The sequence below is a fragment of the Campylobacter sp. genome (assembly GCF_030528245.1).
Taxonomy (GTDB): Bacteria; Campylobacterota; Campylobacteria; order Campylobacterales; family Campylobacteraceae; genus Campylobacter_D.
On the sequence record NZ_JAUMZG010000014.1, the window covers coordinates 1 to 18,566 of the forward strand.

The 18,566-nt window shown below is 47.3% G+C and carries 18 protein-coding genes; 8 read left to right on the forward strand and 10 right to left on the reverse strand.

The features are described 5' to 3' along the window. Window positions 1-55: 55 nt before the first annotated feature. From murA to Q4A73_RS03805, 4 genes are all read right to left on the reverse strand, one after another. Window positions 56-1,309, reverse strand: a complete 1,254-nt coding sequence (murA, locus tag Q4A73_RS03790; protein WP_303206110.1) for a UDP-N-acetylglucosamine 1-carboxyvinyltransferase — start codon at window positions 1,307-1,309, stop codon at window positions 56-58. Window positions 1,310-1,404: 95 nt separating this feature from the next. Next, window positions 1,405-1,971: an aminodeoxychorismate/anthranilate synthase component II gene (locus Q4A73_RS03795; protein WP_303206111.1), complete on the reverse strand. Its 567-nt coding sequence runs from the start codon at window positions 1,969-1,971 to the stop codon at window positions 1,405-1,407. Next, window positions 1,949-3,724 carry a bifunctional anthranilate synthase component I family protein/class IV aminotransferase gene (locus Q4A73_RS03800; protein ID WP_303206112.1) on the reverse strand — a complete coding sequence of 592 codons (1,776 nt, stop codon included), beginning with the start codon at window positions 3,722-3,724 and terminating at the stop codon, window positions 1,949-1,951. The genes Q4A73_RS03795 and Q4A73_RS03800 overlap by 23 nt, the downstream gene beginning before the upstream one ends. Beyond that, complete coding sequence (locus Q4A73_RS03805) at window positions 3,714-4,784, reverse strand: tyrosine-type recombinase/integrase (protein ID WP_303206113.1); 1,071 nt, start codon at window positions 4,782-4,784, stop codon at window positions 3,714-3,716. The genes Q4A73_RS03800 and Q4A73_RS03805 overlap by 11 nt, the downstream gene beginning before the upstream one ends. Window positions 4,785-5,373: 589 nt before the next feature. Between Q4A73_RS03805 and Q4A73_RS03810 the strand changes: the two genes are divergently transcribed. Beyond that, window positions 5,374-6,546 carry a pyridoxal phosphate-dependent aminotransferase gene (locus tag Q4A73_RS03810; protein WP_303206114.1) on the forward strand — a complete coding sequence of 391 codons (1,173 nt, stop codon included), beginning with the start codon at window positions 5,374-5,376 and terminating at the stop codon, window positions 6,544-6,546. Window positions 6,547-6,576: 30 nt separating this feature from the next. On the opposite strand, the gene Q4A73_RS03815 is transcribed toward Q4A73_RS03810, so the two are convergent. The 3 genes from Q4A73_RS03815 to grpE form a co-directional block, all read right to left on the reverse strand. Then, entirely contained in the window at window positions 6,577-6,711 is a 135-nt protein-coding gene (locus Q4A73_RS03815; protein WP_303206115.1) for a hypothetical protein, read from the reverse strand. A 118-nt stretch (window positions 6,712-6,829) separates the two neighbouring features. Continuing rightward, window positions 6,830-8,695, reverse strand: a complete 1,866-nt coding sequence (dnaK, locus tag Q4A73_RS03820) for a molecular chaperone DnaK (RefSeq protein ID WP_303206116.1) — start codon at window positions 8,693-8,695, stop codon at window positions 6,830-6,832. Between the two features lie 17 nt (window positions 8,696-8,712). Next, complete coding sequence (gene grpE, locus Q4A73_RS03825) at window positions 8,713-9,228, reverse strand: nucleotide exchange factor GrpE (RefSeq protein WP_303206117.1); 516 nt, start codon at window positions 9,226-9,228, stop codon at window positions 8,713-8,715. Between the two features lie 226 nt (window positions 9,229-9,454). Between grpE and Q4A73_RS03830 the strand changes: the two genes are divergently transcribed. Beyond that, window positions 9,455-10,447: a glycosyltransferase family 8 protein gene (locus tag Q4A73_RS03830; protein ID WP_303206118.1), complete on the forward strand. Its 993-nt coding sequence runs from the start codon at window positions 9,455-9,457 to the stop codon at window positions 10,445-10,447. Here the strand turns inward: Q4A73_RS03830 and prfB are convergent. Next, window positions 10,433-11,530, reverse strand: a complete 1,098-nt coding sequence (gene prfB, locus Q4A73_RS03835) for a peptide chain release factor 2 (RefSeq protein ID WP_303206119.1) — start codon at window positions 11,528-11,530, stop codon at window positions 10,433-10,435. The genes Q4A73_RS03830 and prfB overlap by 15 nt on opposite strands. 89 nt (window positions 11,531-11,619) lie before the next feature. Between prfB and rimO the strand changes: the two genes are divergently transcribed. The 6 genes from rimO (at window position 11,620) to Q4A73_RS03865 (ending at window position 17,163) form a co-directional block, all read left to right on the forward strand. Then, window positions 11,620-12,936 (forward strand): 30S ribosomal protein S12 methylthiotransferase RimO, encoded by a 1,317-nt coding sequence (gene rimO / locus Q4A73_RS03840; protein WP_303206120.1) that lies wholly within the window; start codon window positions 11,620-11,622, stop codon window positions 12,934-12,936. Next, window positions 12,929-13,909 carry a tRNA lysidine(34) synthetase TilS gene (tilS, locus tag Q4A73_RS03845; RefSeq protein WP_303206121.1) on the forward strand — a complete coding sequence of 327 codons (981 nt, stop codon included), beginning with the start codon at window positions 12,929-12,931 and terminating at the stop codon, window positions 13,907-13,909. The genes rimO and tilS overlap by 8 nt, the downstream gene beginning before the upstream one ends. A 118-nt stretch (window positions 13,910-14,027) precedes the next feature. After that, complete coding sequence (locus Q4A73_RS03850; protein ID WP_303206122.1) at window positions 14,028-14,435, forward strand: MFS transporter; 408 nt, start codon at window positions 14,028-14,030, stop codon at window positions 14,433-14,435. A 10-nt stretch (window positions 14,436-14,445) separates the two neighbouring features. Next, window positions 14,446-15,171: an MFS transporter gene (locus Q4A73_RS03855; RefSeq protein WP_303206123.1), complete on the forward strand. Its 726-nt coding sequence runs from the start codon at window positions 14,446-14,448 to the stop codon at window positions 15,169-15,171. After that, window positions 15,158-16,021, forward strand: coding sequence for a CocE/NonD family hydrolase (locus Q4A73_RS03860; protein ID WP_303206124.1), 864 nt, complete (start codon window positions 15,158-15,160; stop codon window positions 16,019-16,021). Before Q4A73_RS03855 ends, Q4A73_RS03860 begins: the two co-directional genes overlap by 14 nt. Then, entirely contained in the window at window positions 15,997-17,163 is a 1,167-nt protein-coding gene (locus Q4A73_RS03865; protein WP_303206125.1) for a CocE/NonD family hydrolase C-terminal non-catalytic domain-containing protein, read from the forward strand. The genes Q4A73_RS03860 and Q4A73_RS03865 overlap by 25 nt, the downstream gene beginning before the upstream one ends. Here Q4A73_RS03865 and Q4A73_RS03870 read toward each other — a convergent pair. Then, window positions 17,160-17,870, reverse strand: a complete 711-nt coding sequence (locus tag Q4A73_RS03870; RefSeq protein ID WP_303206126.1) for an EI24 domain-containing protein — start codon at window positions 17,868-17,870, stop codon at window positions 17,160-17,162. The two genes, Q4A73_RS03865 and Q4A73_RS03870, sit on opposite strands and share 4 nt — an antisense overlap. Then, on the reverse strand, window positions 17,870-18,553 hold the full coding sequence (locus Q4A73_RS03875) for a dUTP diphosphatase (protein WP_303206127.1): 684 nt from the start codon (window positions 18,551-18,553) through the stop codon (window positions 17,870-17,872). The genes Q4A73_RS03870 and Q4A73_RS03875 overlap by 1 nt, the downstream gene beginning before the upstream one ends. Window positions 18,554-18,566 lie beyond the last annotated feature (13 nt).

The window sequence follows — 18,566 nt, forward strand, 5'->3', positions numbered from 1 at the left end:
CTTTGCCATCTGCGCTTTTTGCTTGATCCTCTCGCATTTTTTCTTTCAGGTTTATTCACTCAAGCCTCAAAATCTTCGCCCCCAAGGCCTTCAATTTGCCCTCTAAATTCTCATAACCCCTATCCAAATGATAAATTCTATGCACCCTGCTCGTGCCTTTTGCGATGAGTGCGGCCAAAATCAAAGCCGAAGACGCCCTCAAATCAGTCGCCATCACATCCGCAGCGTTGAGCTCGCGCCCACCGACTATGGTCGCAATGTGCCCGTTTAGCTTGATTTCAGCGCCCATACGCAAAAGCTCACTCACGTGCATGAAGCGATTTTCAAAAAGCCGCTCGTCAATGATGCTCACCCCCCTTGCCCGCAGAGCCAGAGCCATAAATTGCGCCTGCATGTCGGTGGGAAAGCCCGGATACTCACTCGTCAAAATTTCCACAGGGCGAATTTCGTCCGCAGGGAGTAGGGTAAGGCTGTCCCCCTCGCTTGAAATTCCAAAGCCCATTTGCTTGAGTTTTGACAAAATCGCACTAAGATGAGCAGGATTTGCTCCTTTGAGTGAAATTTTAGAATTGACGATCGCCCCCGCGCACAAATAGGTCCCAGCCTCTATCCTATCGGGGATGACGCTAAATTCCTTGAGTGTCAAAAGCTCTCCGTCCGTGCCAAAAATTTCAAGCTCATCGCTCCCAATCCCAGAAATTTCAAGCCCCGCATCCCTCAAAACCTCGCAAAGCTGCACCACCTCAGGCTCCTTTGCCACATTGATGAGTCGCGTTTTGCCCCCAGCCAGGGCCGCCGCCATGATGATGTTTTCACTGCCCGTAACGGTAACTTTATCAAAGATGATTTCAGCGCCTCGCAAACGCCCATTAGCGACCACATAGCCTTGCTTGATTTGGATTTTCGCGCCCATTTTTTCCAGAGCCAAAAGATGCAAATCGATGGGCCTTTGCCCTATGGCGCATCCTCCGGGTAGGCTCACCTCGCAATTTCCAAAGCGTGCGATGAGGGGACCTAAAGTGAGGACGGAGGCTCGCATTTTGCGGACGATGTCGTATTTTGCCGTTGTTTGACTGAGCGTGCGCGTGTCCAAAAAGGCGACATTGTCCTTCAAAAAGGCCTTAGCGCCCAAATTCTGCAAAAGCAAAATGAGGGTTTTGATGTCCGCAACCTCAGGCACATTAGAAATTTTCACCTCATTTTTTGCCAAAATGCTCGCCACGATCAGGGGCAGGGCGGCATTTTTCGCTCCACTGATGGGCACGCTGCCTTCCAAATGGCTCGTTTCTTCGATTTCCAAGTAGGCCATAAGCTTCCTTTAAAAAAAGAAAAATTATATATTTTTAGCCTTGCGTGCGTTTGAATTTGCGATGCATTTTACGAATTTCTCCCAGCGGCTGAAATTCATCCCTTCATAAAATTGCTCAAAATTTTCTTCCCCCCCTCGCTCAAAATCGCCTCAGGATGAAACTGCAGCCCGTAAATGGGGTATTTTTTATGACGCAGGGCCATCACCACCCCGTTCTTGTCGTGAGCTAGAATTTTAAGGCTTTTGGGGCAGTTTTTGACATGAAGTGAGTGGTAGAGGCAGGCCTCAAAGCCGTTTTTTAGACCCTTGAAAATTTTATCTTTTTTGAAAAAAACGGGACTGACTTTAGCGTGGCGCGGCGCAGGCAGTCTCTCAACCGTGCCGCCAAACACTTGCGCGATAGCTTGATGCCCCAGACAAATGCCCAGAATTTTTTTGCTTTTTTTGAAATGCCTGATGGCCTTAAGGCTTAGTTTTGACTCGCTTGGGGCGTTGGGGCCGGGCGAGATGATGAGGTGAGAAAAGTCCCAATTTTCCAAAGCCTTAGCGTTTTTGAAGGCGTCATTTTTCACCACCCGCACCGCAAAGCCAAGCTCCTTAAAATAAAAAACCAGCGTGTGAGTGAAGCTGTCATAATTATCAATGAGTAGAATTTTTTTCACAAAACACCCTCCGCATCCCGCGCACGGAATTGACACAGTAAAGCTCGCGGGCCGCGTATAAGTCCGCCTCAAAAAGGCGCCTTTCCTCCACCAGCCCAAGCCTGAGTAAAAAATTTCTATAAATGCCATCCAAAAGTCCGCTTTTCAGGGTCGGGGTGAAAAATCTCCCTTTGATTTTGAGGACGAGGTTGCTCCTGCTTGCCTCGCAAAGCTCGTTTTTTTCGTTCAAAAAGGCAAGGTCGTAGCATGAATTTTCCCGCCACAAAAAGGCGCTTTCCTCATAAATTTGCCGCAGGGAGCTTTTGTGGCGAAGCGATGGATTTTTTGAACTAAGACGCGTTTTGGAAAGCCACAAGGCCTCGCTTTGGCTCTCTTTGAGGGCTAAATTTTCAAACGCATAGGCCCCGTTTTTAAAAAGCTTCAGGCGCAAAATGCCCGTGCCGTCCTTTTTGAAAGGATAAAAAAGCGGACTTTGTGGGGAGAAAATTTGCGCGTTAATGGAGTAAAAATCGCTCTTTTTGAAGGGGGACAAATCCGTTTCATTTCCAAGCGCATCGGCGTGATCTTTTTGGAGTTTTTCCCCATCAAAGCCTAGAATTTGAGCTGATTTTAGCATCCTTTCTAAATGCTCTTTGAAAAACAAAATCCGCCCCTCCCTCAAAAGCATGGTCTCAAAAAGATAAAAATCCTGCTCTAAAATTCGCATCTTGAGCCTGAGCTCTTCAAATTCCTCACGCATTTGACTCTCCCAAACCACGCCGCTGCCTACGCCGTAGCGATACGTGCCCTTTTTCAAGATGGCCGTGCGGATGGCGACGCTAAATTTTGCCCCGTCCCCGTGGATGAGCCCTACGGCGCCGCAGTAGGGGCCACGATCGCGTTTTTCTAGCTCTTTGATGAGCTTCATCGTTTCAATTTTGGGCGCGCCCGTGATGGAGCCGCAGGGAAAGATGGCGCGGAAAATGGAGAAAAGTGGGGTGCGTTTTTTGAGCCTGCCCTTGATGGTGGAGCTCATTTGGTGGAGGGTGGGGTAGGATTGAATCTCAAAAAGCTCAGCTTGGAGGCTGTTTTTGCGGATGAGTTTGGCCAGGTCGTTGCGGAGTAAATCCACTATCATCACATTTTCGCTTAAATTTTTTGCGTCTTTTTGGAGGAAGGCCTTATTTTGCGCGTCTTTGACCGGGTCCTCATCCCGTGCTGCGGTGCCTTTCATGGGCCTTGTGATGATGAGGTCCTTTTTGATCTCAAAAAAAAGCTCAGGAGAGAAGGATAGCAGGGTCAAAAAGGGGGTGGGGATGTAGGCCTTGAAGGGGGTGTCTTGGCGTGAGAGTAGGGCGCTAAAAAGCGTGAGTGGCTCAAGGTGGGTGGTGAAGCGCGCCTCTTGGGTGAGATTGAGCTGGTAGCTTTGTCCTCGGGCGAGGGCCCTTTTGACGCGCTTGAAATTTCGGGCGTAGGCTTTGAAATCTAAATTCTGGCTGAAGTGGAGCAAAAAATCATCTTTGTGGGCTTGGGGGCGAAATTTTTTTCTTTTTTCAAAGCCGTAGAAAAAAAGGTAAGGCTCTTTGCTTTTGTAGGATTTGTCTTCAAAATAGCGGTGAAATTCATACTGCAAAAAGCCCACGAAAAAATATTTTTTTTTGTGTTTTTCGATGAAATTTAGGGCCTTTTTGCTTTCTTTTTGATTGCGAGCCTTGAGGCAAAAGCGTGCATCGTAGTAGTAAAAATCTCCAAAAACGCAGAATTTATTTTTCACCTTCGCTAAGCTCCTGAGCGATTTGGGCGGCGAGCTTGAGTTTGCTGCTTTCAAAATGCGTGTAGACGCGTGAGGTGTCAAGGCTGGCGTGGCCTAGGGCCTCTTGGACGAGGATGAGGTCCTTTTGCTTTTTGTAGAGTAGGGTGGCGAAGGTGTGGCGGAGCATGTGGGCGCCATTTTTTTGCTTGCGAATGCCTGCCCTGAAAAGAAGCTGCTCGACGACGCGGCTGATGTAGGCTTGGGTGAGGGGGGCGCCTTTTTTATTCACAAAGAGTAGGGCGTCCTCGCTGAGGTAGTTGATGATGACGTTTTTGAGGAGATCCTCGATGAGTGGCCTTTTGATCATCACGATGCGGTATTTGTTGCCCTTGGCGCGAATCCTGATGACATAAAGATCGCCCTCCTCGCTGATATCCTTGAGGCGGATGTGGATGGCCTCGCTCACGCGGATGCCCGTGAAGATGATGATTTTGATGATGAGTCGGTTGCGGATGGTGTTGGCTTTGAAGTCGGTATTTTCAACCGCGTCTAGGAATTTTTTAAGCTCTTCCTCGCTCATAAATTCTGGGAGCTTGACGCCTTTAGCGCCCACGACACCTGCCCAATTTTTGAGGCTGATGTCAAAGACATGAGCCTTGCCGTCCTCTTCGTTTTGCTTGTCAAGATAGGCGAAAAAGTTGATGATGGCGATGCGGTGGTTTTTTTTGCTAGCATCGGACAAGCCGCCCGTGATGCTGGCTAGAAGTTCTATAATTAAGGATTCGTCGATTTGCTTGAGGGAGTAGAGCTTGTAAAGGCATAACGAATCGAAAAGCTTTTTGAGGGGGTTGAAATAGGTGCTAACGCCGTTGAGTCCTGCGTTTCTGGCCTTTTTAACGAGGGCGTCTAGGGCGTCGATGTGGGGGATGGGCTGGCTGAGGGCTTGGCTCACCTGTGCTAGAGCGGCTGAGCTTTTGAGCTCTTTGTTGGAGAGGGAGCTTAGTTTGAAGCGGACGAATTTGATGATCCAGAATAGGAGGGATTTTTCAAAGCTTTCCTCGCAATCTAGGGGGTATTTCATAGCGAATGTTTTCCTTAAGAAAAGTTTATAGCAATGACGCTGGCGGGTTATTTTAGTATTTGTTGTTTAAGGAAAATTAACGCTAAGTGGGGCGTGGGGCGATATTTTTGTTTTTATAAAATAATCTATAAAATAATTTAAATAAAACTTAATATAAACATATTATTTTATGATAAAAGGTAAAATTATTTTGAAGTTATAATTTTGTATTGAAAACTACAATTTTCATATTTTAATTTTAAAATGAATTTTCAAAATGATTTAAATTTTTAAAATACTATATTTCCAGTGATTAACTCATTTAAATTTTTGCAAGCGATCCATTTATCCATAAAAATTTACAAAAAATATTTTGTAAAAAAATGAATGCTTTGATTTTAAATATTGATTCATATTGAGATTAAATTTTTTAAAATTAATATTATTTTATTTTTTATTATTATCATTTTATATATTATTATGATAATAAATTTTTCATTATTGGTGGGAGACTTTTTGTGATATTTTTGCCACTCATTATTTTTCATCTTTACAAAACCACTCCATATTTTTTGCTACAATGTCCAAAATTTTTTCAAGGATGCAAAAAGTGTTAAGCAAAAAATCTCAGGTCCTAGGAGAATCCATCACTCTGGCCATCACAGCATTGGCTAATGAACTAAAGGCCAAAGGCGAGGATGTGATCAGCTTTTCGGCAGGTGAGCCGGACTTTGACACCCCACAAGCCCTAAAAGATGCCGCCATTTTTGCGATACAAAAAGGTTGCGCCCAGTACACCCCAATTGCCGGCATTAAAGAGCTCTTAGACGCCATTAAAATCAAGCTTGAAAGGGACAATAAGCTTGTCTACAAAACGAGCGAAATCATCACAAATGTCGGAGCAAAGCACTCATTTTTCCAGTGCATTGAGTGCCTCATCGACGCAGATGAGGAGGCCATCATCCCCGCTCCATACTGGGTGAGCTACCCTGAGATGGTAAAATATGCCGGAGGCAGGCCCGTGTTTGTGAAAACAAAGGAGGAAAATGGCTTTAAAATGACGCCCAGAGAATTAGAAAATTCTCTCAGCGATAAGACGAAAATTCTCATCTTAAATTCCCCATCAAACCCAGCAGGCTGCATTTATTCCAAAGACGAACTCAAGGCTTTGTCTCAGGTTTTGCAAGGCACAAAAGTCATCGTTTTGAGCGATGAAATGTATGAAAAAATTCGCTACGATGGCGTGGCCTTTCACGCCTTTGCGAGCGTGAGCGAGGATGCCCTGCAAAGGACGGTAACGATCAACGGCCTAAGTAAATGCGGAGCCATGCCGGGATGGCGTTTTGGCTACATGGCGAGCAAAAATAAGGCCTTGATTTCTGCGGTGAAAAAGCTCCAAGGACAAAGCACCTCAAACATCTGCTCCATCACCCAACACGCCGCCATCCCTGCCCTACTCGGCGCGTGCGATGCGGATATTGAAGCCATGCGATCGGCCTTTCAAAATCGCCGCGACAAGGCCTTAGAAATTTTAAATCAAATTCCAAAAATCAGCGTCTACAAACCCGAAGGGGCCTTTTATCTTTTTGTGAATATTTCTAAAATCCAAAGCGATTCCATGAAATTTTGCAAAGAGCTTTTGGAGGATAAAAAGGTCGCTGTGGTGCCGGGCGTGAGCTTTGGCATGGATGGCTATTTTAGATTGTCTTATGCGACAAGCGAGGAAAGCATCCTCAGAGGACTTGAGAGGCTCAAAAATTTTATTGAAAATTACAAAATTTGACTCTCCCCACCGGGGCACCCGCGCCCCGCTTTAAATTTCCCGTTTTGAATTCTCAGCCTTAAATTTCCAGCTTGAAAAATTTCTCGCCTTGAATTCGTCCCACTCGTTCCCGCCTTGAAAATTCCCCGCCTTGAAATTCCAGCTTTTAAATTTTTCCCGCCTCAAATTCCCCAGCGCTTCAAAAACGCAGGGTCAATTCACGCTCTTTCGCCCAAGAGCAGCACGATGAGCAAACACAAGCTTAAGTCAAATTTAAAGGCAGGAGGGTCCCATCCCCCCTACCCTACTCCACTTCCGCATCGATCACATCATCGTCTTTTTTCTTGTTTGCCGAGTTGTCCGCGTCTTTTTTATACATCGTCTCGGCTAGCTTGTGCGAAACCTCGCTCAAAGCCTTCATCTTTGCCTCGATCTCCTCCTTGCTCGCCCCCTCATTTTTTAGAGTCTCACGCAGCTCGTCCAGCGCCTTTTGGATGTTCGCTCTGTCTGTTTCAGCCACCTTTTCACCCAGCTCACTGAGCGATTTTTCCACTTGATGCGCCAAGCCCTCGGCTTGATTTTTCATCTCCACCGCCTCTTTGCGCTTTTTATCGTCCTCTTTATGAAGCTCGGCATCCTTGACCATTTTTTCTATCTCTTCCTCACTCAAACCACTAGAGCCCGTGATCTTAATCTCCTGCGCCTTGCCCGTAGCCTTATCCTTGGCTGAAACCGTTAAAATTCCATTCGCATCGATGTCAAAACTCACCTCAATCTGCGGCATCCCCCGCGGCGCAGGCGGTATGCCCTCAAGGTTGAAATTCCCCAAGCTTTTATTATCGCGGCTAAATTCCCTCTCACCCTGCAGGACATTGATAGTCACAGCGCTTTGATTGTCCTCAGCTGTGGAGAAGGTTTGCTCCTTTTTGGTCGGTATGGTCGTGCCCTTTTCTATGATTTTTGTCATCACGCCGCCGAGGGTTTCGATGCCCAAAGAAAGCGGCGTTACATCAAGCAGGAGCACATCCTTCACATCGCCCTTTATCACCGCACCCTGGATCGCCGCACCGATGGCCACGACCTCGTCGGGATTGACCGATTTGTTCAAATCCTTACCAAAGGCCTTTTTCACTTCATCCTGCACCAAAGGCACGCGGGTGGAGCCGCCCACCATGACGATTTCTTTCACCTCGTCCTTTTTCAGTCCCGCATCGCTCACCACCTCATTGATTTTCGCGATCGTCTCACCCACCAAGGCCTCTATCATCCCCTCAAATTTTGCCCTTGTGATTTTTTTCACCAAGTGCTTAGGGCCTGAGGCGTCTGCTGTGATGAAGGGCAAATTAACCTCTGTTTCATTAGCCGAGCTGAGTTCTTTTTTAGCATTTTCAGCCGCTTCTTTGAGGCGCTGCAAGGCCATCACATCGTTTTTCAAATCAATACCCGCCTCGTTTTTAAACTCATCCGCTAAAAAGTCGATGAGCTTATTGTCAAAGTCATCCCCGCCCAAAAAGGCATTCCCCCCCGTGGCCAAAACCTCCACGACATTATCGCCTGTCTCAAGCACGGTCACATCAAAGGTCCCCCCGCCCAAATCATAAACGACAATTTTCTCGCTATCTTTTTTATCCAGTCCGTAGGCTAGGGCCGCTGAGGTAGGCTCGTTGATGATGCGTAGGACATTAAGCCCCGCGATCGTCCCCGCCTCCTTAGTCGCCTTTCTTTGCGCGTCATTAAAATAAGCCGGCACAGTGATAACAACATCCACCACAGTCTCACCCAAAAAGGCCTCCGCGTCTTCTTTGAGCTTCATCAAAACCTTAGCCGAAATTTCTTGTGGGGTATAAATTTTACCCGCTATCTCAATCGCACACGCGCCGTTACGCTCCGTGATGTGATAGGGCAGGCGGCTTTTTGCTTCCTTTGCTGCATCCTCATTTATCATCAAACCCATGATCCTCTTAATCGAGTAAATCGTTTTTTCAGGGTTGGTTACCGCCTGACGCTTAGCGCTATCGCCGACCAAAACCTCGCCCTTGTCCGTGAAAGCCACCACTGATGGGGTTGTATTTTTACCCTCTTTATTGGGGATAACCTTGCTCTCACCGCGCTCATACACTGCCACGCAGGAATTTGTTGTACCTAAATCTATACCTATAACCTTTGCCATTTTTTATCCTTTCATTATTATTTTGCTACACTAACTTTTGTGGGCCTAATCACCCTCTCATTGAGCCTGTAACCCTTCTGCAATACCGCCACGATGTCCCCACTCTGCGCTTCCTCGCTATCGACATGAAACATCGCCTCGTGCAAATTCGGATCAAACCCTCCTACTTCGCCTATCTCCTTAACTCCGTGCTTTTCAAGCTTTTTAAGAAACAAATCCAAAGTATTTTGCACGCCCTCTTTGATTTTCAGGCTCGCTTCATCGCTAGCCTCCACTTTCAAGGCCGCCTCCATCGCATCAAGGACATCGAGCAAATCCTTCGCAAAGGTCTCGTTGGCATAAGCCATCGCGGAAATTTTTTCTTTTTCCAGCCTTTTTTTGATGTTTTCAAATTCGGCATTTGCTCTCAAATACTGATCTTTGAGTTGATCATACGCAACTTGCAGGTCGTTTTGCTCTCTTTGCTCTTCTTGGATATCTTCTTCGCCATCCAAAAGCTCCTCTTGTTTTTCGCTTTCTTCTTCTTTACTCACGCCGCCTCCTTCGTTAAAATTTCAATCGCTATTAAACTTTAGCTGGATGGATTATATAATATTTAGTGTAATTGTGTCAAGTATAATATAAAAAAAATTATTCAAATTATATTAGTCTTTATGACTAAAGTTATATTAGTGTAAAATTATAAATTACAAAAAAAAAAAAAAAACGAAATTTACATAGTATAATCCGAAAATTGATTTTTATTGAAGGGACTTGACAATGCTTCATATCGTTTTTATCGCAGATGATAACTACATTAAATTTCTTGCCGTTTTGATGATGAGCATCGTCAAAAAGACGCAAAAAGCGACAAAGGACGATAAAAAATACTCCTTCCACATCCTCAGCGATTTCATCACCGAAGAAAATCACCAAAAACTTCGCCGTTTTGAGGAGGAGCTTTGCGCGATTTATCCCTGTGAAATTCTCACGCACATCGTGGAAAATAACGAATTCAAAGGCGCCAAGGCCTGGGGCTTTGAGGAGGCCGGGGCCAATCACCTGACCTATTTGCGCTTTTACATTGCGGACTTCATCAAGGCCGAGCGCTGCCTTTATCTGGATGTGGATATGCTTGCAATGGGCGATTTTAGGGAGCTCTTTGAGATGGATTTGGGGGATAAATTCGCGGCTGTGGTTTTGGACTCTCTTTACCTGCCAAAGCACACCATCCCAGCTAGAAATTCTAGCAACGAGGACATACTTTTAAATCCAAACCATCACTTCAACGCGGGCTTTTTGCTCCTCAATGTGAAAAAATTCAAAGAAGCAGACATCAAAACCGGGGCACTAAATTTTCTCAACGATTACGCGCCCACCTTATGCGACCAAGACATCCTCAACATACTCTTCGCTGATGAAATTCTCTACTTGCCCTTGGAGTATAATTTCGTCCGCTTTTCTTGCGAGCCTCATAGAATTTTCAAGGGCGATGGCGAAAATCACACCATCCGCTACACCAAAGAAGAGCATTTTAAGGCTCTAAAAAATTTGAAAATCGTCCATTATAATACCAACATCAAGCCCTGGAAATACCCCGACGACATGGAGGATAAGCTGACCGTGAGCTTTCATAAAACTTGGTGGGATGAGGCTCTTCAAACGCCCATTTTTAGCGAAGAGCTAAGCTTAATCAATCAAAAACTGCGCAGAAAGTGGAAATGGACTTTCCGCAGAATGCGGAGGAGGTTAAAAAATTTACTCCGCCTTTAGAGCGATCAAAACGCCCTCGATCATCTTCTTGATGTCCCCATCCAAAATGGCCTCCACCTGAGAAAAGGCCTCATTGCTCCGCGTGTCCTTGACCTGCTGATAGGGGAAAAGCACATAGGAGCGGATTTGATGCCCCCAGCCCATCTCGCTTTTTTCATGAGAATTCGCACTATCGCGCTGGCGCGTCAGTTCGAGCTCATAAAGGCGCGATTTTAGCATTTTAAAGGCGGTGGCCTTGTTTTTATGCTGGCTCCTGTCGTTTTGGCACTGCACGACTATGCCCGTTGGAAAATGCGTGATTCTCACGGCCGACTCGGTTTTATTGACATGCTGCCCCCCTGCCCCACTCGCACGGTAGTAATCGATGCGGATGTCCTTTTCTTCTATCTCCACCTCGATGTCCTCATCAAGCTCCGGGCTCACCATCACGCTCGAAAAGCTCGTATGTCGCCTGCCCGCGCTATCAAAGGGCGAGGTTCGCACGAGGCGATGGATGCCGTTTTCTGCCTTGAGATAGCCGTAGGCATTATCACCCCGCACCAAAAAGCTCACATCCTTAAGCCCCGCCTCCTCACCCTCCTGAAAGTCCAGAGTCTCCACCCTAAATCCCTCCCGCTCGCAAAAACGCAAATACATCCTATAGAGCATGCTCGCCCAGTCGTTGCTCTCAGTCCCGCCAGCACCCGGATGGATGGACACGATGGCGTTTTTTGCGTCATTTTCCCCGCTTAAAAGCATGGAAATTTCAAGGCTTGTGATCTTAGCTTCAAGACCGGCCGCATCCTCAAAAAGTGCCTCAAGCGTCGCATCATCATTCTCACTCTTAGCCAGCTCAAAAAGCTCAGTAGCGTCGTTTAGGGAATTTAAAGCCTCTTCGTAGTTTTTAAGCAAAGTGGCGATCTTCGTCTTCTCCCTGCCCAAAATAGCCGCCTTTTTTGCATCGCTCCAAAAGCTCGGCTCTCGCTCCTGCGTCTCGATCGCCCCCAATCTCTCCCTAAGTCCCTCAGGCTTGATGATGGAGGCGATGTTTTCGACCTTATTTTTAAGCGCCTTTAAAAGCTCATTGAATTCGTAACTGTCCATTGAAAATCCTTAAAAAGCCAAAATTGTAACAAAGAATTTTACCCCCAATTTGCTACAATCACGCCTCAAATTTCAAGTGAAGGAACAAAATGCCAAAGCTTTTTTTGCAGTCCTTAGGCTGTAATAAAAATTTAGTCGACAGTGAAATCATGCTCGGCCGCCTCCAAAACTACGCCCTCTGCGATGAGGCCTGCGAGGCGGACCTGCTCATTGTCAATACCTGCGGCTTCATTGAGGGCGCTAAAAAAGAAAGCATCGGGGCCATTTTAAATTTGCACGAGCAGAGGAAAAAAGGCTCTTTGCTTGTGGTTACGGGCTGCCTCATGCAAAGGTATAAAGAGGAGCTCATCAAGGCCCTGCCTGAGGTGGATTTATTCACGGGCACGGGAGATTTTGAGAGGATCGACACCCTCATCGCCAAGCGGCAAAATCTCTTTTCAAATTCCACCTATTTGCAGGCTAGCGACACTGCGCGCGTCATCACGGGCTCCAATTCCCACGCCTTCATTAAAATTTCTGAGGGCTGCAATCAAAACTGCGCCTTTTGCGCCATACCGCATTTTAAGGGACGGCTCAGATCCAGAAAGCCAGAAGACATCGTGCTTGAGCTTGAAAATTTAGTCCAAAAGGGCTACAAAGATTTTTCTTTCATCGCTCAGGATAGCTCCTCTTATTTGCTAGATCAGGGGCAAAAAGATGGGCTTTTGAGGCTCATCGAGGCGGTCGAGGGGGTGGGGGGCATCACTGCAGCTAGAATTTTATACCTCTACCCCACGACCCTGAGCGAGGCTGTGGTGCGAAAAATCATCGCTTCTAAAATTTTTGTCAATTATTTCGACCTGCCCCTACAGCACATCAGTGAAAGGATGCTAAAAGTGATGAAAAGGGGCAGTAAAAAAGCAGAAATTCTAAGGCTTCTGGGGCTCATGCGTAGCGCGCCGGATAGCTTTTTGCGCACGGGCTTCATCGTGGGGCATCCGGGCGAGGGAGAGGAGGATTTTTCGGAGCTTTGTAGCTTTGTGGAGGGGTTTGAATTTGACAGGGTGAGCATCTTTGGCTACTCAAGGGAGGAGGACACGGCGGCTTTTGAAATGGAGCAAATCCCCGCCAAAACGATTAATTCCCGCCTCAAAAAAATGGAAAAAATCGTGGATGCGCTTTTGGAGAAAAAATTCACCGAGGAAGTGGGCAGAGTGCGCAGGGTGCTTTGCGTGGGAGAAAGTAGCGAGGGAGAATTTTTCGCCGGAGGGAAGGATCTGCGCTGGGATAGGGAGATCGACGGGGAAATCCTCATCAATGAAAGCCTCTGCGGCGGGCTAAAAGCGGGCGCGATTTATGAGTGTGAAATCACGCAGGCCGTGGATAAAAAGCTCATCGCAAGGGCCCTAAAAAAAGTCGATGCTTGAGGATAAGATTTGCAAGCTTTTGCGGGGGGGGAAAAACCTCCTTGCTTTTAGTTATGGCAGCGATAGCACGGCTTTGTTTTATCTTTTGGCGCAAAAAAATATCCCCTTTGACCTTGCCCTTGTCAATTACAAAAGGCGGCCAAATAGCGATTTGGAGGAGCTTGAGGCGCGAAATTTAGCCCGGAGGTGGGGGAAAAAAATTTTCACGCACAAAGCCGAGCTTGAGGGGGGAAATTTTGAAAGCAGGGCGCGGCAGGTGCGCTATGCGTTTTTTGAAAAAATTTGCCTTGAGGAGGGCTATGAAAATGTGCTTTTGGCGCACCAGCTTGATGATCGCTTGGAGTGGTTTTTGATGCAGCTTTCAAGGGGGGCTGGGCTCTTGGAGCTTATGGGCTTTGAGGCCGTGCAAAAGCGCGAAAACTACACCATCATCCGCCCCCTACTCCAAGCGCACAAGGGGGAAATTTTGGACTTTTTAAGGCGGAGGGAAATTTTCTATTTTGAGGATGAAAGCAATGCAAATGAGCGCCTTGAGCGCAATTTCATGCGCCAGCATTTTGCGAGGGAATTCATGCGTCATTTTGCCAGCGGGGTGCGCCGGAGCTTTGATTATTTGCAAAAGGACCTTGAGGGCTTGGATTATGGGCAGATTGTGGAATTTCAGGGCATGCTCATTTGCAAACGCAACGAAAGCCTCATCGCCAGGGCTCTTAAAATGAAGGGCCTGCGCGTGAGTGGGCCGCAGAGGGCGGAGGCTTTTAGGGCAGACTGCGTGCTTGCTGGGAGGCTTGGTGTGGTGCATTGGGCTGGGAGGAGCTTGGTTTTTAGCTTTGTGCCCTGCGTGAGGATGCCAAAGGCCTTCAGGGAGGCGTGCAGGAGGGCTAAAATTCCAAGGCTTTTAAGGGGCTTTTTGCATCATCATCAAATCAGCGCTCTCCAGATGCAAAATTTTCTCAAATCCTTAAAAGCCTGAAAAGAATTTTTAGCTACAATCACTCCAAAACACTGCGGAGATTGCGATAAAAACGCAACTTGGAAAGAATTTTTTACTCCTCATCCTCCTTTCTTTCTGCGGCTCTATCATTTATGGATTGCCCTATTTTAGAAAGTATTATTATGATGACTACATGAGCCTTTATCAGCTCAACAATCTCGAAATGGGACTTCTAGGCTCTGCTTACGGGCTTTTGGGGCTTTTTTCTTACACCTTGGGTGGAATTTTAGCCGATAAATTCGCCCCCAAACGACTCCTCATCCTCTCCCTGATTTTGACAGGACTGGGCGGCTTTTTGCATCTGTATTTGACCTCGCTAAACGCCCTATTATTCATCTACGGGCTTTGGGGGGTTACCTCCCTACTCACCTTTTGGCCGCCGCTTATGAAGATCATCCGCACCCTAGCCTCAAGCGAGCAGCAAGCGAGGGCCTATGGCATTTTTGAGGGCGGTCGCGGCCTCGTTTCGGCGATACATTTTTCAAAGCAGATCCCTAGCGGATAAAGGCATAGAGATGATCATCATCTTTTACTCCATCGCTCCCATTTTAAGCGCCGGGCTTTTGTTCGTTTTTTTGAAAGATGATAGGGTCGAGAGGGATGAGGGGTTCAAAATGAGCGATTTTTTAAATTTGATTAAAAATCCCGCGCTTTGGCTTGTCGTTTGCATCACTTTTTGCACTTATTTTTTCAACATGAGCTTTTATTATTTTACGCCCTATGCGAGCAATATCATCGGCACCTCGGCCGTTTTCGCGGCCATTTTGACCGTGCTAGCCCAATACATCCGCCCCCTTTCATCCACGGCGGGAGGCTTTTTGGCCGATGCTTTTGGCAAGGCAAAAATCATGCTTGTGGGCTTTTTGATCATGGGCTTTGGGGTGCTTTTGATCATGATGAGCGCCTTTTTGGGTGGCTTTGCGCAGATGGCGCTTTTGAGCGCGGCCTGCGTGCTGGTTTATGCGGCGATGTATTCAAATTTTGGAATTTACTACTCCCTGCTAAGCGAGGGAAAAATTCCTCTCCATCTCACGGGGATGGCCGTGGGCATCGTCTCGACCTTTGGCTATTTGCCTGAGGTTTTCGCGCCGATCTTGGCTGGGGGGCTGCTGGATAGCTACGAGGGCGTGCGGGGCTTTCATATTTACTTTGGTATCATGGTGGCCATGTCGCTTTTGGGGGCGTTTTTTTGCCGCATTTGGATGAAAAAATTTGCAAGGAAGTTGGATGAAAATCGTTAAAAATTTTAAATTTAAGGTCAAAGTCATAGAAAACGAATGGATCCCGCTCAAGGACGGCACGAGGCTTTCAGCTAGGATATGGCTGCCCCTGAGCGAGGAAAGGGTGGGCGCGATTTTGGAGTACATCCCCTACCGCAAAAATGACGGCACGAGGGGCAGGGATGAGCCCATGCATGGCTTTTATTCAGGAAATGGCTATGCGGTGGTGCGGGTGGATTTGCGTGGAAGCGGCGAGAGCGATGGAATTTTAGAGGATGAGTATCTCAAACTGGAGCAGGATGACGCCCTGGAGGTGATCGACTGGATAGGCGCGCAAAAATGGTCCAATGGCAAAATCGGCATGATGGGCAAGTCCTGGGGCGGCTTCAACTCCCTGCAAGTCGCCGCAAGAAGGCCGCGGAATTTAAAAGCCATCGTTGTGGTGGGCTTTACTGACGATCGATACAACGAGGACATCCATTACAAGAGCGGCTGCTTGCTGAATGATAATTTCTGGTGGGGCAACATCATGCTAGCCTATCAGTCGCGCTTTGTCGATAGCAAAATAGACCCTCAGGGCAGGGCTAAGTGGCTAAGGCGCCTTGAGGCTATGCCTCTCTTTCCCGCGCTGTGGCTAGCCCACCCGCTCAAGGATGAGTACTGGAGGCACGGCTCTGTGGGGGAGGATTATGAGAGCATTCAAATTCCCGTTTTTGCCTTTGATGGCTGGGCGGATTCTTACACCAATCCAATCTTCAGTCTGATGCGGGGGCTTAAGGTCCCACGAAGGGCGATTATTGGCCCCTGGCGCATCTTTACCCTCACGATGGCGCTCCTGGGCCGGCGATGGACTTTTTGGGCGAAACCTTAAAATGGTGGGACAAATGGCTGGGCGGTAAGGAAAATGATGTGCTGAATGCCCCGCTCATCAGTGCCTACATCGAGGAGGGGATGCGGCCTACTAGCAAGGTCGAGCGTGTTGGGGGTCGCTTTGTGGCGCTGGAGGATGAGGGGGATTTGGAGGCGCGGGGCTATTTTTTGCACCCTTATAAATTGGTGCGTGGTGAGCGGTCAAAAGAATTCATCCCCATCTGCACCCCGCAAGCGCACGGGCTTTTAGCCGGTGAGTGGATGGGGGCTGGGGTGCTGGGAGAAAGCCCCTGCGATCAGAGGATGGATGATGGCATGGCGATCATTTTTGAGAGTGAAATTTTAAAAGAAGATATGGACATTTTGGGCTTTCCCCGCCTGAGGATAAAACTAGCAAGCGACAAGCCCAAGGCCATGCTTTTTGCGCAGCTTAGTGAGTGCAGGGAGGATGGTTTCGTGCAGAGGGTGAGCTATGGGGTTTTGAATTTAGCCCTCAGTGAGGATAAAAGCCGCTTCGTGCCGCTTCGCGCGGATGAATTTATAGAGAGGGAGCTTAGGCTCGATGCTTGCGGGCATCGCTTTGCTAGAGGTTCTAGGATACGGCTTTCCTTGGCAAATACCTTTTTCCCTATGTTTTGGCCTATGCCCTACCGCAGCACTTTGAAGGTGGATCTATCCTGCAGTGAGTTCATTTTGCCCCTCTTCAAGGGCGAGGATAGTGCGGTCAATCTCCAGCCCCAAAGCGCGCCCAAAACCCCACTAACCCTACTCAAAAAAGGCAGGGTGGATAGAAAAATCAGCTACGACATTTTAAGCGACACTTGGACCTGTGTAACCGATGGTGTGGGGGGGGGGGTTTTTGGCGAGGGGGTGTATCGCTTTGATGCGGTGGATGTTTTGGTTTGGCACAATCTCAAAAGAAAGCTAAGCATAAAAAACGACGATCCTTTGAGCGCCAAATATACCATCTGGCAAACAATGAAAATCGGCCGCGAGGGTGAGATGATGCAGGCGGACATTGTGCTGACGCAAACGAGCGATGAGGAGGCCTTTTTCCTGCGAGGAAGGATGAGAGTGCGGGAAAACGGCAGGGAAATTTTTGTGAAAAAATACGACGAAAAAATCAAAAGAATTTGCCATTAATGAGCCCTGAGTGGGAGGCGTAAAATTTTTTGATAGCTAAGGTGAATGAGAATGATGATGAATAAAAGCTGGAAGATGAAGCCGAGGACTAAAAACCCTGAGAGCAGGTAAAAAATGAGGGTGTGGAGCTTGAATTCCAGTGGCGTGAATTTTAAGTTTTGGAATGTTTGCGCATCTAGGGTTGCGCTTAAAATATCCAAAGCAAACATGCGATGAAAGAGATAGTAAAAGAGCAAAAAATAGACACAAACATTGACAAGTGGCGCGAGTAGCAGAGGGGTCGCGAGGATGAAGAGGAGGGAAAATTTCACAAAAAGCTTGAGCCTTTGCCACCACACAAGCGCGTCGCTAACCCTGCTTTGGTGGGGGAAATGATAGTATTTGGCGTTGATGGCTTGGGCGATTTTGGGGACGAAAAAGGAGAGGATGAGGAGGGAAATGAAAACGGAGCCAAAAATCACGAAGAGGCTTAGGAGAAGGAGGATGGAGGTATTGATGAGTGGCCATGAGAAAGAATAAAGCCAAGAAAATAAAAAATGCGCCTTGATGAGGGAGAAAGTTAAATAGCTTTGAAGCGCCGAGAAGGCGAAAAAGGCTAGGACCAGCATGCTTGCTAGGCTTGTGAGGCTTGAAAAGAGGGCGTATTTGAAAAACTCAAAGCGAAGAAAATCCTTCAAAGCTAAGGGGTAGAGGGCGAAAATTTTCATCAAAGCGCCCTGTAAATTTGCTCCAGTTTTTGATAGATCGTCTCATAGTCCCACTCGCTTTTTAGAATTTCGTTTAAAATTTCATTATCCTCTCGCTCGCCCCATAGCTTTTTATAGCTGCCATCCTTGTAGCCGTGAGTCTGACGGAAGGCGTTGAGGACATTTTTGCCGATGTAAATTTTATAAAGCTCCTCCAAATTCAAACCGCATTTTATCGCCACGACAAAAAAGGCCGCGAGCAATTCGCCCAAATCAAAACCAAAGCCGCTGCATTTGTGGATGATGAGCTCGATGTCATTAACGATGGCATACATGTCATTGTCGCTTGGAGTGCCCTTTTCCTTGCAAAAATCTTTGAAAACATTGATGGAGCTTAGTTCCATGGCGATGAAATTCAAGTCCCTTTTGTTGCGATACTCCTCGAGCAAGAGGCTCAAAATGAAATGCCAAACGTCCACAAGCTCAAGGCGCACATTCTCCCACTTGGTCGGCGCGGCGATGTTTTTCCAGTGCTTCCACGCAAAGGAGTCGATGAGCTCTGCGCACTCCATATAGATGCATCGCCTCCAGCTGATGAGTTTGCCGTCCTTAGTGTAGCCATTCTCCCAGCCTGTGCCGTTGGTATCGTCATTGAGCTTTTGCTGAAGTTTTAGCATGCTCTCAAGCAGCTGCGTATCCGTCATCCTAGCCCCTAAT

Bases quoted from the DNA above. Each gene is read 5' to 3' on its own strand.
- murA (WP_303206110.1), bottom strand. From the start codon at position 1,309: ATGGCCTACTTGGAAATCGAAGAAACGAGCCATTTGGAAGGCAGCGTG.
- Q4A73_RS03805 (WP_303206113.1), bottom strand. From the start codon at position 4,784: ATGAAATACCCCCTAGATTGCGAGGAAAGCTTTGAAAAATCCCTCCTA.
- dnaK (WP_303206116.1), bottom strand. From the start codon at position 8,695: ATGGCAAAGGTTATAGGTATAGATTTAGGTACAACAAATTCCTGCGTG.
- Q4A73_RS03830 (WP_303206118.1), top strand. From the start codon at position 9,455: ATGCTTCATATCGTTTTTATCGCAGATGATAACTACATTAAATTTCTT.
- prfB (WP_303206119.1), bottom strand. From the start codon at position 11,530: ATGGACAGTTACGAATTCAATGAGCTTTTAAAGGCGCTTAAAAATAAG.
- rimO (WP_303206120.1), top strand. From the start codon at position 11,620: ATGCCAAAGCTTTTTTTGCAGTCCTTAGGCTGTAATAAAAATTTAGTC.
- tilS (WP_303206121.1), top strand. From the start codon at position 12,929: ATGCTTGAGGATAAGATTTGCAAGCTTTTGCGGGGGGGGAAAAACCTC.
- Q4A73_RS03855 (WP_303206123.1), top strand. From the start codon at position 14,446: ATGATCATCATCTTTTACTCCATCGCTCCCATTTTAAGCGCCGGGCTT.
- Q4A73_RS03860 (WP_303206124.1), top strand. From the start codon at position 15,158: ATGAAAATCGTTAAAAATTTTAAATTTAAGGTCAAAGTCATAGAAAAC.
- Q4A73_RS03865 (WP_303206125.1), top strand. From the start codon at position 15,997: ATGGACTTTTTGGGCGAAACCTTAAAATGGTGGGACAAATGGCTGGGC.
- Q4A73_RS03870 (WP_303206126.1), bottom strand. From the start codon at position 17,870: ATGAAAATTTTCGCCCTCTACCCCTTAGCTTTGAAGGATTTTCTTCGC.
- Q4A73_RS03875 (WP_303206127.1), bottom strand. From the start codon at position 18,553: ATGACGGATACGCAGCTGCTTGAGAGCATGCTAAAACTTCAGCAAAAG.